This is a genomic window from Ancylobacter lacus, assembly GCF_018390635.1.
GTDB classification, from domain to species: domain Bacteria; phylum Pseudomonadota; class Alphaproteobacteria; order Rhizobiales; family Xanthobacteraceae; genus Ancylobacter; species Ancylobacter lacus.
Genome location: NZ_JAHBGE010000021.1, coordinates 1 through 12,583 on the forward strand (window position 1 = coordinate 1; position 12,583 = coordinate 12,583).

The 12,583-nt window shown below is 72.3% G+C and carries 11 protein-coding genes; 7 read left to right on the top strand and 4 right to left on the bottom strand.

Features of this window, described 5'->3' with window-relative positions; translation table 11 throughout:
- Positions 1-460 precede the first annotated feature (460 nt).
- Positions 461-1,966, top strand: a complete 1,506-nt coding sequence (gene glpK, locus KHC27_RS05110) for a glycerol kinase GlpK (protein ID WP_213335861.1) — start codon at positions 461-463, stop codon at positions 1,964-1,966.
- Positions 1,967-2,039: 73 nt separating this feature from the next.
- On the opposite strand, the gene KHC27_RS05115 is transcribed toward glpK, so the two are convergent.
- Both KHC27_RS05115 and KHC27_RS05120 read right to left on the bottom strand, forming a co-directional pair.
- Positions 2,040-2,342, bottom strand: coding sequence for an STAS domain-containing protein (locus KHC27_RS05115; RefSeq protein WP_213335863.1), 303 nt, complete (start codon positions 2,340-2,342; stop codon positions 2,040-2,042).
- 61 nt (positions 2,343-2,403) lie between these two features.
- Positions 2,404-2,868, bottom strand: a complete 465-nt coding sequence (locus tag KHC27_RS05120) for an ATP-binding protein (protein ID WP_213335865.1) — start codon at positions 2,866-2,868, stop codon at positions 2,404-2,406.
- Positions 2,869-3,020: 152 nt separating this feature from the next.
- On the opposite strand from KHC27_RS05120, the gene KHC27_RS05125 reads away from it, so the two are divergent.
- Genes KHC27_RS05125 through KHC27_RS05140 form a run of 4 tightly spaced genes read left to right on the top strand, consistent with a single transcriptional unit; the run spans position 3,021 to position 7,731 of the window.
- Positions 3,021-4,025, top strand: coding sequence for an ABC transporter substrate-binding protein (locus KHC27_RS05125; protein ID WP_213335867.1), 1,005 nt, complete (start codon positions 3,021-3,023; stop codon positions 4,023-4,025).
- Between the two features lie 34 nt (positions 4,026-4,059).
- Entirely contained in the window at positions 4,060-4,806 is a 747-nt protein-coding gene (locus KHC27_RS05130) for a hypothetical protein (RefSeq protein WP_213335870.1), read from the top strand.
- Positions 4,799-5,599, top strand: a complete 801-nt coding sequence (locus KHC27_RS05135) for a hypothetical protein (protein ID WP_213335873.1) — start codon at positions 4,799-4,801, stop codon at positions 5,597-5,599. Before KHC27_RS05130 ends, KHC27_RS05135 begins: the two co-directional genes overlap by 8 nt.
- Positions 5,599-7,731, top strand: coding sequence for a SpoIIE family protein phosphatase (locus tag KHC27_RS05140; RefSeq protein ID WP_213335876.1), 2,133 nt, complete (start codon positions 5,599-5,601; stop codon positions 7,729-7,731). Before KHC27_RS05135 ends, KHC27_RS05140 begins: the two co-directional genes overlap by 1 nt.
- 30 nt (positions 7,732-7,761) lie before the next feature.
- Here the strand turns inward: KHC27_RS05140 and KHC27_RS05145 are convergent, their stop codons facing one another.
- Complete coding sequence (locus KHC27_RS05145; protein WP_213335879.1) at positions 7,762-9,528, bottom strand: uracil-xanthine permease family protein; 1,767 nt, start codon at positions 9,526-9,528, stop codon at positions 7,762-7,764.
- Between the two features lie 111 nt (positions 9,529-9,639).
- Positions 9,640-10,368: a class I SAM-dependent methyltransferase gene (locus KHC27_RS05150; RefSeq protein WP_213335882.1), complete on the bottom strand. Its 729-nt coding sequence runs from the start codon at positions 10,366-10,368 to the stop codon at positions 9,640-9,642.
- Positions 10,369-10,641: 273 nt separating this feature from the next.
- On the opposite strand from KHC27_RS05150, the gene KHC27_RS05155 reads away from it, so the two are divergent.
- Entirely contained in the window at positions 10,642-12,141 is a 1,500-nt protein-coding gene (locus KHC27_RS05155; protein WP_213335885.1) for a DEAD/DEAH box helicase, read from the top strand.
- A gap of 74 nt (positions 12,142-12,215) precedes the next feature.
- Positions 12,216-12,497 carry a translation initiation factor IF-1 gene (infA, locus tag KHC27_RS05160; protein WP_213335888.1) on the top strand — a complete coding sequence of 94 codons (282 nt, stop codon included), beginning with the start codon at positions 12,216-12,218 and terminating at the stop codon, positions 12,495-12,497.
- Positions 12,498-12,583: the final 86 nt, after the last annotated feature.

Sequence of the window (12,583 nt, forward strand, 5' to 3'; positions counted from 1 at the left end):
GACCGTCGACTACGACACCCTCATCAAGTCCTGGCCCGCTACGCCCCCGAAGAAGAACTGAGGTCGCCTGACCCTCGCGGGACGGCCCTCGCCGGCCGTCCCGGCTTCCTCCCCCCGCCGCATACCCGCGCCGGGATACCCGCCTCTCCCCGCCGCCGCCTGCCGGCGGCGGGCCTTCTTCACCGCCGACCGGCGGCACCGCCGTTTCCCGAGCGCCGGACACTAGCGCCGGGCACCGGCGGCGAACCGCACGTCCCGTGCCGACGCGGGCGCACGCCGGCGCCCGCGCCGCCCGGCGCGACGCGACGCCTTTCCGGCGGTCCCGCCTGCGGTCATGATCTTCCCATCCGCCGCCCGCCGCGCCGGCCGCGCCCGCTCCGGCCGACGACGCGGCGCGACGGCAGCCGGGGCCGGCCGCCACCGGCCGCCGGGCGGTTCACAGCTTTGCAGAGGGCCCGCCATGCCGACCTACGTCCTCGCCATCGACCAGGGCACCACCTCGTCGCGGGCGATCCTGTTCCGCCCCGACACCAGCATCGCCGCCGCCGCCCAGCTCGAATTCCCCCAGCATTTCCCCGCCTCCGGCTGGGTCGAGCACGAGGCCGACGACCTGTGGCGCACCACGCTCGCCACCTGCCGCACCGCGATGGAGAAGGCCGGCGCGGGCGCCGCCGACATCGCCGCCATCGGCATCACCAACCAGCGCGAGACCACGGTGGTGTGGGACCGCAAGACCGGCCGGGCCATCCACCGCGCCATCGTCTGGCAGGACCGCCGCACCGCCGAGCTCTGCGCCGCGCTCAAGGCCGAGGGCCACGAGCCGCTGGTGACCGCCCGCACCGGGCTGATCCTCGACCCCTATTTCTCCGGCACCAAGATCGCCTGGATCCTCGACAACGTGCCCGGCGCCCGGGCGCGGGCGGAGCGCGGCGAGCTCGCCTTCGGCACGGTGGACAGCTTCCTGCTCTGGCACCTCACCGGCGGCGCGGTCCACGCCACCGACGCGACCAATGCCGCCCGCACCCTGCTGTTCAACATCCACACCGGGCAATGGGACCCGGAGCTGCTCGCCCTGCTGCGGGTGCCGGCCTCGCTGCTGCCGGAGGTGAAGGATTCCTCCGCCGATTTCGGCACCACCCTGCCGGAGCTGTTCGGCGGCGCCATCCGCGTCGCGGGCATCGCCGGCGACCAGCAGGCCGCGACCGTGGGGCAGGCCTGCTTCGAGCCGGGCATGATCAAGTCGACCTACGGCACCGGCTGCTTCGCCCTGCTGAACACCGGCGCCACCGTGGTCGCCTCGACCAACAAGCTGCTGACCACCATCGCCTATCAGCTCGACGGCCGCCGCACCTACGCGCTGGAGGGCTCGATCTTCATCGCCGGGGCGGCGGTGCAGTGGCTGCGCGACGGGCTCGGGCTGATCAAGTCCTCGGCCGAGAGCGAGACGCTGGCCGAACAGGCCGACCCGGCGCAGGAGGTCTATCTGGTGCCGGCCTTCGTCGGCATGGGCGCGCCGCACTGGAACCCCAATGTGCGCGGCGCCATCTTCGGCCTCACCCGCGGCACCACCGCCGCCGAGATCGCCCTCGCGACGCTGGAAAGCGTCTGCTACCAGACCGCCGACCTGCTCGACGCGATGAAGGCGGACTGGCGCGGCGCGGGCACCGAGGCCGCCGGCGCCGAGACCGTGCTGCGGGTGGATGGCGGCATGGTGGCCTCAAACCTCGCCATGCAGCGGCTCGCCGACCTGCTCGCCGCCCCGGTCGACCGCCCGGTGGTGAAGGAGACCACCGCGCTCGGCGCGGCCTATCTCGCCGGCCTCCACGCCGGCATCTTCCCCGCGCCGAAGCGCTTCGCCGACAGCTGGCGGCTGGAACGCCGCTTCACCCCGGCGATGGAGCCGGCGCTGCGCACGCGCAAGCTGGCCGGCTGGCACGACGCGGTGCGCCGCCTCACCCTGCCCTAGGCGGCGGGCGGGCGGCACGCGGGAGGCGGCGGCCGGCCGTGGCACGCAGACGCGCGGGGCACCCCGCGCGGCGTCAGACGATCTTGAAGATCGTGGCGAAGCCGGAGATGTCGAACACCTCCCGCACATGCGGCTGCAGGCCGGACAGGGCGAGGTCGCGCTGGGCCGCCTTCATCTGCTTGCCGGCGATCAGCAGGGAACGCAGCCCCGAGCTCGCGATGTAATCGACCTGCGACATGTCGATGACGAGGGCGCCCGGCACGTCGCGGATGGTGTCGCAGACATAGGATTCGAAGGTCTTGGCGTGGACGGTGTCGAGACGCCCCTTCACCCGGATGACGGTGTGGGTGTCGTTCTGCTCGCGGTCGATCTGCATGGAAGCCTTCGCGGGGTGGGTTTTTCGCAGCGCGGCCGGTTTGGCCGCGCCGTCTGGCGGCTCAGACCGGCACCAGCCGGCTGCCGAGTATCAGTCGGTTATGGCCGCCGGCGTAGCAATATGAAAATTCGTCCAGCAGGTGGCGCATGAGCTGGATGCCGTGGCCGCCGACCTCCGCCTCCTCGATGGAGGCGGGGTTGACCACCTCCTCGCGGGCGGTGGGATCGAAGGGCGGGCCGTTGTCGCTGATGCGCAGCCGCGCCATGTCGCGGTCCTGGCGGTAGTCGACCGCGATCCGCGCCTCGCCCGCCGGCAGCGCCGAAACGCCATAGGTGATGATGTTGGCCAGCGCCTCCTCCAGGCTGAGCTGCAGCTTGAAGAGCGTCCGCTCGGGCAGGGCGTCGCGCGCGGCGAGGCCCTCCAGCCAGTCGGCGGCACGGCTCAGCTCGTCGAGTTCGGCGGCGAGCGCGAGGCGGTCCGCCGCGGCGAAGGCGTCATCGGGACCGATCGTCTCCTCCCCGTCCAAGCTGCCTGACCACACGGCGTCCCCCCGGCCGGCCCGCGCCCGGCTCCGGCATCGCCGCGGCGCGCGGGAGGTCGCGTGACGATGACGAATACACTAAAAGAAGCCGAGGCGAAGCGTATCCCAAATCGGGACGCCACCACAGGATGACCCCAGTGCTGCATCGCCGCCAGTTCCTCGTTACCGGCGCGACGGCCCTCGCCGCCGCTGGCTGGTCGCGGCCGGGCCGCGCGGACGGCGGCGCGTTCCGCATCCTGATGGTGACGCCCGGCGGCGAAGGCCCGGCCGAGCGCGGCTTCCGCGACTATCTCGCCACCGAGAACATCCCCGCCGAGCTTGTGCCCCGCAGCGTCGGCGGCGATCTTGCCGGGGTCGCGGCGCTGCGCGCGGACATCCCCGGCCTCGCCCCGGACCTCGTCTACACCTCCGGCGCCCCGGTGACGCTGGCTCTGGCGGGGCCCTATGACGCGCCCGACGCGTCGGACTTCATCCGCGACCGTCCGCTGGTGTTCGCCCTCGTCGCCTTTCCGCTGCAGGACCGCCTCGCCCGCAGCCTGGAGGCCCCGGGCGGCAACGTCACCGGCGCCTCCTCGGCGGTGCCGCCCGAGGTGCAGCTGCGCGCCATGCAGTCCTACCGGCCGTTCAGCACGGTGGGCATCCTCCACTCCAATGCCGGCACCCAGACCCTGGCGCTGATTGCGCAGACCCGGGCCTTCTGCGCCGCCAACAGGCTGCGGCTGGTGGAGCAGGTCTTCGCCGGCGGCCCGGACGGGCGGCCCACGGCGGAGGGGCTGGCCGGACGCGTCAGCCAGCTCAAGGCGGACGGGGCGGAATGGCTCTATCTGGTGCCCGATCCCTTCCTCAGCAGCGTCTACGGCCCGGTCACCGCGGCGGCGCGGGCGCTGGAGCTGCCGACCTTCGGCGCCTCCGAGGCGGCGGTGCGCGCCGGGGCGCTGGCGGGTCTGGTGGCGCGGGCCTATTCGGTCGGGCAGCTCGCCGCCAGCCAGGCGGCGGAAATACTGGTGCAGCACCGGGCGGCCGGTACCATCCCGATCCAGCCGCTCAAGCGCTTCTCGCTCACCATCAACATCGGCGTCGCCAAGGCGCTCGGCATCTTCCCCCCCATCGAGATGCTCAATTCGGCGGAGATCATCGGGTGAGCCGCGCCGGTGTCCGGGCACGGGAGGGCGCACGATGAGCGCCGCACGCAGGCTCGCCCTGATCGCGGTGGTGGCGCTGCTGGCGCTGGCGGCGGCCATCGCGGCGCTGGCCGACGTGTCGGGGCGCGAATTCGCCGACAAGGTCGGGCGGGGCCGCACCACCTATCTGCTCGGCGTGCTGCGCAACGCGGCCGAGACCAATATCTCCTACGGCATCCCGCTCGATCAGGTCACCTCGCTGCAGGCGCTGATCGAGCGGGAGAAGATCTCCGATCCCAGCATCCTCGCCATCGACCTGTTCTACCCCGAGGGGCAGTCGCTGTTCAGCACCGACCGGGGGGCGCTGGGCGAGCCCGTGCCGCAGAGCTGGGTGGAGGCGCTGGCCCATCCCGCGCCGTGGCGGCTCGACGAGCGGGGGGAGGTGGTATTCGGCACCACCATCGAGAACGACCTCGGCACCGCGGCAGGCGGCATCGCCATCACCGTTTCCGACACGCCGCGCGCGGCGCGGGCCTTCGCCCAGCGGCTCGACCTCGTGGGGCTCGCCCTGCTGGTCGGCATCGGCAGCGCCCTGCTCGGCGCCATCGCCATGGGCTCGCTCGCCCGCCTGGTCGAGCGGCCGTTCGGCGCGGTGGTGCGCGGCCTCGCCGGCCGGCTGCCGGACCGGGCACCGCGCGGCCGGCTGGAAAAGGCCGCCTTCGCGGCCCGGCAGCGCTGGGTCGCGGCCAATGCCGCGGCGGCGGGGGCGATGCAGGAATTGCGGGCGATGGACGATGCGTGAGGAACCCGGCTTCTTCGCCCGACACGCCGCCGCGCTCGCCTGCGGGCTGGCGACCTTCCTGCTCGTCGCGCTGCTCGGTGGCGCCGGGGCGGGCTTCATGGTCGGACGCTTCAACAGCACGGTGGAGGCCTCCGCCGCCGATGACGCCGCCGCCATCGGCACTTCGGTCGCCAATGCGCTGGCCCAGCAGTTCGAGCGCGCGGTGAGCTACGGCGTGCCGCTGGAGAAGATCGCCGGCATCCGCAATTACCTCTCGGAAACCGCCGACCGGATCCCCGGCGTCGCCCGCATCGTGGTGCGCCTCGCCAGCGGCAAGGAACTGCGGGCCGACTCCGATTCCGGCAATGGCGACGCCGACCGCGAGACGGTGTTCGCGCCGCTCTTCGTCGACGGCATGAATATGGGGCAGATCGAGGTGCTGACTGACGCCAGCGAGCTGACCACGCCGCTCGCCGCGCTCCGCCTGCTGGTCGTCCCGCTGGTGGGCCTCGTTGCCCTGCTGGCCGGCCTCGCCGCCGCCTTCGCGGTCGGCCGCGGCATCGACGAGCGCCGCGCGGTGCTGCTCGCCCATCTCAACCGCAATGCCGAGGGCCGCTTCGGCGAAGGCCCGGCCATCCCGCCGCTGCGCGGCCGCGACCGCATCGCCCGCGCCTTCCGCGCCCTCCGGCTCGGCGAGCAGCATGTGGTGGAGCAGCGCGCCGCGGTCGACTCCTATGCCGAGGAACTGCTGGTGGTGGACTTCGACGACCGGCTGCGGCCCCGCATCGAGACCATCGTGCGGGGTCTGCACTGATGCTGCTGCGCACCCGCATCACCGTCATCGTCGCCATCGGCTTCCTCGTGGTGCTGGCGGTGCTGACCCTCGCCAACCGGCTCAGCGAGCAGCAGGACGAGCTGCGCTTCGAACAGATCGCCACCCTCGCCCAGTCCGCCCTGTGGGAAGAGATCGTGCGCTCGGCCGGCAGCGACCTCAACGACGCCCAGGACGCGCTGCAGGCCGATGCCGGCTTCCACGCGGCGGTGGTGCGCGGCGACCGGCCGGCCATGATCACCGCGCTGGAGGCCGAGGAACTCAAGGTCGGACCCTCCGACAGCGGCACGGTGGTGGCGCTGATCGGCCCGGACCGCGAGGCGCTGGCGACCTTCGGCACGCTGGAGGCTCCCACAGCGGCGGCCGGCGCCGCCGCAACGGGAAAGGGCGGCGCCACCGCGCTCGCCCTGCTCGACGCCGGCACGCTGGACCGCGTCCTCGCCGGCCGCCGCGTGGTCGGGCTGCGCCAGATCTCCGCCCGCGGTTTCGTGGTGCTGGCGGCCCGCCCGTTCGATCTCGGCAGCCTCGGCAAGGGCGCGCTGCTGATCGCGACCAGCGCCGCCGGGCCGCTCGCCCGTTTCGCCGAGCTGACCCAGTCCGCCGCGACCCTCATCACCCTGCGCGGCCGGCTGGTGGGCGCGACCGACCCCGAGCTGTGGCAGCAGGCCGAGACGGCGGTCGGCGCCGCGCTCGCCCCGCGCACCGCCAGCGTCCAGCAGATCGACATCGGCGACCGGCTCCACAGCCTCACCAGCGTGCCGATCACCGACATCACCGGCGGCGTCACCGGCGCGGTGGCCAGCCTGCGCGACATGACCGACACGCTCGGCTTCTCCCGTCTCATCAGCCGCACCTCGCTGATCGGGGCCATCTCGCTGTCGATACTCGGCATCGTCGGGCTGAACCTCTATCTCTGGCGCGGCTTCCGCCCGCTGGAGGGCGCCATCAACGCGCTGCAGGCGATCGCCCGGGGCGATCTCTCGGCCCGGTTCGAGGCCACCAGCCATGGCGACGAGATCGGCCGCATCGCCGAGGCGGTAGATGCCTTCCGCGGCAATGCGCGGGCCCTCGCCGACAGCCGGGTGCAGCGCGAGCGCATACGCCGCCGGCAGGAGAGCGTGATCCGCCACGAGCTGGAAGGCCTCGCCGCCGCGCTGGATTCGGTGGGCCGCGAGGGTGTCCTCTCGCTGCTGGGCCCCGCCGGCGAGGCCAACCCGCAGGAAGACCCGCTGCGCCGCCTCGCCGGGGTGATGCGCGATCTCTCCCGCCGCATCGTCGACCAGCACCAGACGCTGTCCTCCATGGTGCATGAGCTGCGCGAGGCGCTGATCACCAAGACCAAGCTCGCGGGCCTGCAGCAGGAGCTGGAGATCGCCCGGCAGGTGCAGCTCGCCATCCTGCCGCGCGACGTGCCGCGCGACACACGGGTGGATGTGAGCGGCCACATGACCCCGGCCCACGAGGTGGGCGGCGACTTCTTCGACTACTTCATGGTGGACCGCGACACCTTCGGCTTCGTCATCGCCGACGTGTCCGGCAAGGGGGTGCCGGCGGCGCTGTTCATGGCGATCTCGCGCACGCTGGTGAAGTCCACCGCGCTGTTCGAGCTCTCGCCCGCCACCTGCCTGCGCCGCGTCAACGACGTGCTGGCGTCCGAGAACGACCAGATGCTGTTCGTCACCGTGCTCTACGGCGTGCTGCACCTGCCGACCGGGCGCGTCACCTATGTGAATGCCGGGCACAACCCGCCCTATCGGCTGGGGGCGGACGGCGCGCTGGCGACGGTTCCAGGCACCGGCGGCGTCGCCATCGCCGTGGTGGAGGATTTCCCCTATGCCGAAGGCGAGCTGACGCTGGCGCCAGGCGACACGCTGTTCCTGTTCACCGACGGGGTGACGGAAGCCTTCGACCCCGACGGCAACGCCTATGGCGACGCCCGGCTGGCGGAGGTGCTGGCGGCATGCGGCGGGGTCGAGGTGCCGATCGCCGCCACCGTCGAGGCGGTGCGCGCCTCGGTGCGCCGGTTCGAGCGCGGCGCCCCGCCGGCGGACGATCTCACCTGCCTCGCCGTGCGCTATGACGGCCCGCACTCGGAAATCCGCCGCCCGGGATAGGCGGCCGGCGCCGGGGACGGCGGCGCCGCCTCAGTGGTCGAAATGCAGCAGCAGATAGGACCCGCCCTCGCGGGTGCCGGCCCGCACCCGGTCGGCGAGGCGCTGCACCAGCAGGTTCGAGACATTGGCCATGGCCGCGTCGATGGCGTCGTCGCTGGCGTCGAGCAGGTCGGCGAGGTCCGGCGCCGCCGCCGCGCCGAGCACCAGCGGCGGGCCGTGGTGCAGCAGCTCGACGTCGAGATTGAACTCGTCGAAACGGGCCTGCACCGCGTCCGGCCGGCGCCCCTCGCCGGAGGCGACGAGGAATTCCATGGCTTCCAGCGCCGCCAGGACCGCGCGGTTCACCACCTCGCGCCGCGCCGCCCAGGCGCCGCCCTGAATTTCCATGAAGTCCACCACGGCCTGGGTGTCCTTCGCCCGGTCACCGCTCAGGTCCAGCCGGGCCTTCATCGCGGTGCCGAGCCGGAACAGCAGGTTCAGCGTCACCGCGGTGATGCCGGTGACGACGAAGCCGCTGCCGACGAGATGCTCCAGCGCCGGCGGCACGTTGTGGACGATGTCCGGCAGCAGCATGACGCCGAGGCCGAAGGTGATGGAGATGCCGATCATGAACACGCCGCGGCTGTCGAGCTCGCGGGAGGCGGCGAGTTCGAGGCCGGAGACGATGAAGAAGGCCGCGGCGTAGACCTCCACCCCGCCGACCACCGCGTCGGGGATCAGCGTCAGCGCCAGCGTCGCCAGCGGCATCAGCGCCACCGCCAGGATGATGAAGGCGGCGGCCAGCCCGACATAGCGCGAGGTGCAGCGCGTGGCATGGGCGAGGCCGATATTGGCCGAGGAGGTGGCGTTCGGCATGCCGCCGAGCAGCCCGCCCAGCGCATTGCCGAGCGCATTGGCGAGAATGCCGCCGCTCGCCTTCTTCATGTCGGCCCGGCGCCAGCCGGCGTCGTCCATCTTGTCCATCAGCACGACGCTGGCGAAGGTGTCGAGCTGCACCAGCAGCGCCACCACCACCACGACCACCAGCGCGCTCGGCGGCACCGCGAAATTCGGCGTGGGCAGCTTCGGCAGCGCCACAAAGGGCGTACCGGCGAAGCGCTCCAGCCCCTGGATGTAGCCGAACGCCGCCGCCACGACGACGCCGGCCAGGATGCCGGCCATGAGGCTGAACAGCTTCATGGTGCGGCTGCCCCAGATCGACAGGCCGACGATGGTCGCCAGCGTCACCGCCGCGATCACCATGCTCGGCCCGTCGACCTCCAGCTCGGCATTGAGGCCGAGCGAATGCTTCATCGCCCCGGAGATCAGGGTGAAGCCGCCCATGCACACCACGGCGCCGATGACCGTGGGCGGGAAGAGCGGGCGCAGATAGGGCAGCAGCCGGCTGATGCACATCGCCGCGATGCCGGTGGCGAGGCCGACCGGCACCACGCCGCCAATGCCATAGGCCGCGATGATGGCGGCCACGAACGGCACCATCACCGGATCGGGCAGGTGGACCAGCAGCGTCGCCGAGCCGGTGCGGCCGCCCCAGGCCTGCAGGAAGGTGGCGATCGCCATGCCGAGGATGGTGCAGGTGAGGAAGGACTGGGTGTCGTCCAGCGACAGGTTCGCCGTCTTCGCCGCGACCAGCGCGTAGGAGGACAGCGCGATGGCCATGCCCGCGTGCTGCGCGCCGAGGCCGAAGGTCAGCCCCAGCGAGGGCCGGTCGTCGGCGGCATAGGCGAGGTCGGCCGGCTTGCGCCGGGGGCGGGTCGGGGGAAGCCGGAAGCGGGAGAGCAGACGCGCGACGGGCATGAAGGTCCTGGAGGCGAGGGGGGAGGCCGCCCCCGGTTCGGAAGCGACGTGCCGAATGTCTCCCGAGCCACCGCCCGACGCAACCGGGACTTCCGCAGCCACGACAGCCCCTCAGCCGCCGACCGCCTGCGGCGCCATCACCGGCTCCAGCATCCTCAGCCGCGCCCGCTTGCGCACCGCCACCGGCTTGTAGACCTGCTTGGTCGCTTCCACCACATGGACCCCGGCGAAGGGCAGCGAGAAGGCCGAGCCGGCCCGCTCCCACGCCACCGCGGTGCGCAGGAACCAGTTGCGCGGCACCGGCGGCACATAGAGCGCCTCGCCCCAGCCCACCGGGGTGAACAGCGCCTCGCGCAGCAGCGCGGTGAGCTGCCCGCGCGAGAACGGCCGGCCATGGCCGAACGGGGTGCCCTCGGCCCGGGCCCAGACGCTGCCGCGATTGGGCACGACGCAGACCAGCCGCCCGCCGGGCGCGAGAATGCGCCACACCTCCTTCAGCACGTCCTCGGCGGTGGGCGTCATCTCCAGCAGATGCACCGCGACCACCCGGTCGATGGTGGCGTTGGGCAGCGGCATCTCGCATTCGTCCACCAGCGCCGCCAGCGTCGGCGCGGCGGAGGGCCAGCGGGTGACGCCCTGCGCGCCCGGCATGAAGGCGAGGGCGCGCTCGCATTCCTCGCGGAAAACGCCGAGATAAGGCGTGGCATAGCCGATGCCGAGCACGGAAAGCCCGGTGACGTCGGGGAGACGGGCGCGTATGGCGCGCCCGATCAGCCGCCGGGCGACGACGCCGATGGGCTGGGCGTAGAAACTGCGGAGGTCGACGACGTCGGGATACATGACGCAGCTTATACTTCCGCGTGCGACGCCTTGAAATCAACACGCATTTGGGCCACATAGGGGCGGTGTACGGGCCAAGACCCGTATCGGGGCCGCGTTGCCCGATCTCCGCGTCGTACATGTTCGCCCTGTTCATGTCGACGCAGGTTTTCGGCCCCTCATCATCCGAAGAGAGCCGACGTCCCAGGCCACGCGGGGTGTCCCATCATCCCCCGCGATGTGCGGTGAGCGCGCCGGAAATGCCGGCGCCCGCCGCTCTTCGCCTTTGAAAGTATGACATTGACCACTTTTGCCGAGCTCGGCCTTGCCGAGCCCATTCTCAAGGCGCTGGCCGAGGCCAAGCACGAGACCCCGACCCCGATCCAGTCCCAGGCCATTCCCCATGTGCTGAGCGGCAAGGACCTGATCGGTATCGCCCAGACCGGCACCGGCAAGACCGCGGCCTTCGCGCTGCCCATTCTCCACCACATCGCCACCGATCGCCGCCGCCCGGAGCGCCGCGCCGCCCGCGTGCTGGTGCTGAGCCCCACCCGTGAGCTGTCCGGCCAGATCCTGGAGAGCTTCCGCATCTATGGCCGCCACGTGCGGCCGACCACCGCGCTCGCCATTGGCGGCGTCCCGCTCGGGCGGCAGGCCCGCTCGCTGATGGCCGGCGTCGACGTGCTGGTGGCCACCCCCGGCCGGCTTGCCGACCTCGTCGAGAACAACGCGGTACGGCTCGACCAGGTCGAGATGTTCGTGCTCGACGAAGCCGACCAGATGCTGGACATGGGCTTCATCCATGCCATCCGCGCCATCGTGGCCCGGCTGCCGGCCAAGCGCCGCAACCTGTTCTTCTCGGCCACCATGCCGAAGGAAATCGAGAAGCTCGCCGGCCAGCTGCTGACCGATCCGGTCCGCGTCGCGGTGACCCCGGTCGCCAAGACCGCCGACAAGATCGAGCAGAAGGTGATCTTCACCGACCGCAACGGCAAGCCCGGCCTGCTGGCCGACCTGCTGTCGGACCCGGCGATCGACCGGGTGCTGGTGTTCAGCCGCACCAAGCACGGCGCCGACCGCGTGGTGAAGGGCCTCTCCGTCGCCGGCATCCCCGCCGAGGCGATCCACGGCAACAAGTCGCAGCCGCAGCGCGAGCGCGCGCTGGCCGCCTTCCGCGACGGCCGCGCCCGTGTGCTGGTCGCCACCGACATTGCCGCCCGCGGCATCGACGTGCCGGGCGTCAGCCATGTCGTGAACTACGACCTGCCCAACGTGCCGGAAAGCTATGTCCACCGCATCGGCCGCACCGCGCGCGCCGGGCGCGACGGCATCGCCATCTCCTTCTGCGACAATGACGAGCGGGCCTTCCTGCGCGACATCGAGCGGCTCATCAAGATCCAGATCCCGGCCGAGGACCGCCGCACCGACCGTCGCGGCGGCGAGCCGGCCGAGGCCGGCGACGCCCGCGGCCCGCGCCGCGAGGGCCCGCGCCGCTTCGGCAACGGCCCGCGCACGCCGCGTCCCCAGGGCGAGCGTTCCGGCGAGCGGCAGGACCGCGGCGGCGAGCGCCACCCGGACCGCCGCGCCGAGCCCCGCGCCGACCAGCCCCGCGCCGAGCGTCACGCCCGGCCGGAAGGCCATGGCCGCAGCGAGCATGGCCGCGCCGAACATCCGCGTGGCGAGCGCAGCGGCGGCGAGTTCGCCGGCATGCGCTTCATGAAGCCGCGCGGCGAGCGTCCGGCCGGCAGCGAAGGCCCCCGCCGCGAGCAGGGCGCCCGTCGTCCCGCACGTTGAACGAGACAAAGCGCCGCCGCCGGGTTATTTCCCCGGCGGCGGCTCTTGAGAAGCCCTGACGAGGAGAGCCAGGAATGGCGAAAGAGGAACTGCTCGAGTTCGACGGTACCGTGACGGAAGTGCTGCCCGACGGCAACTTCCGCGTCGTGCTCGACAACGAACACGAGATTCTCGCCTATGCGGCGGGCAAGATGAAGAAGAACCGCATCCGCACCATCGTCGGCGATCGCGTGGTGGTGGAGATGTCGCCTTACGATCTCGAACGCGGCCGGATCAACTTCCGCCACAAGACGGGCGGTCCCGGCCCGGTCATCGGCAGCGGCCAGCGCCGCCCGCCCCCGGGCCGTCGTCGCTGACCCACCGCCGCGGGTGAGGCCCGGGCGCGGGCGAATCGACCGCGCAAGGCTCACGCGCCCAAGGCTCACGCGTCGAGGCTCACGCA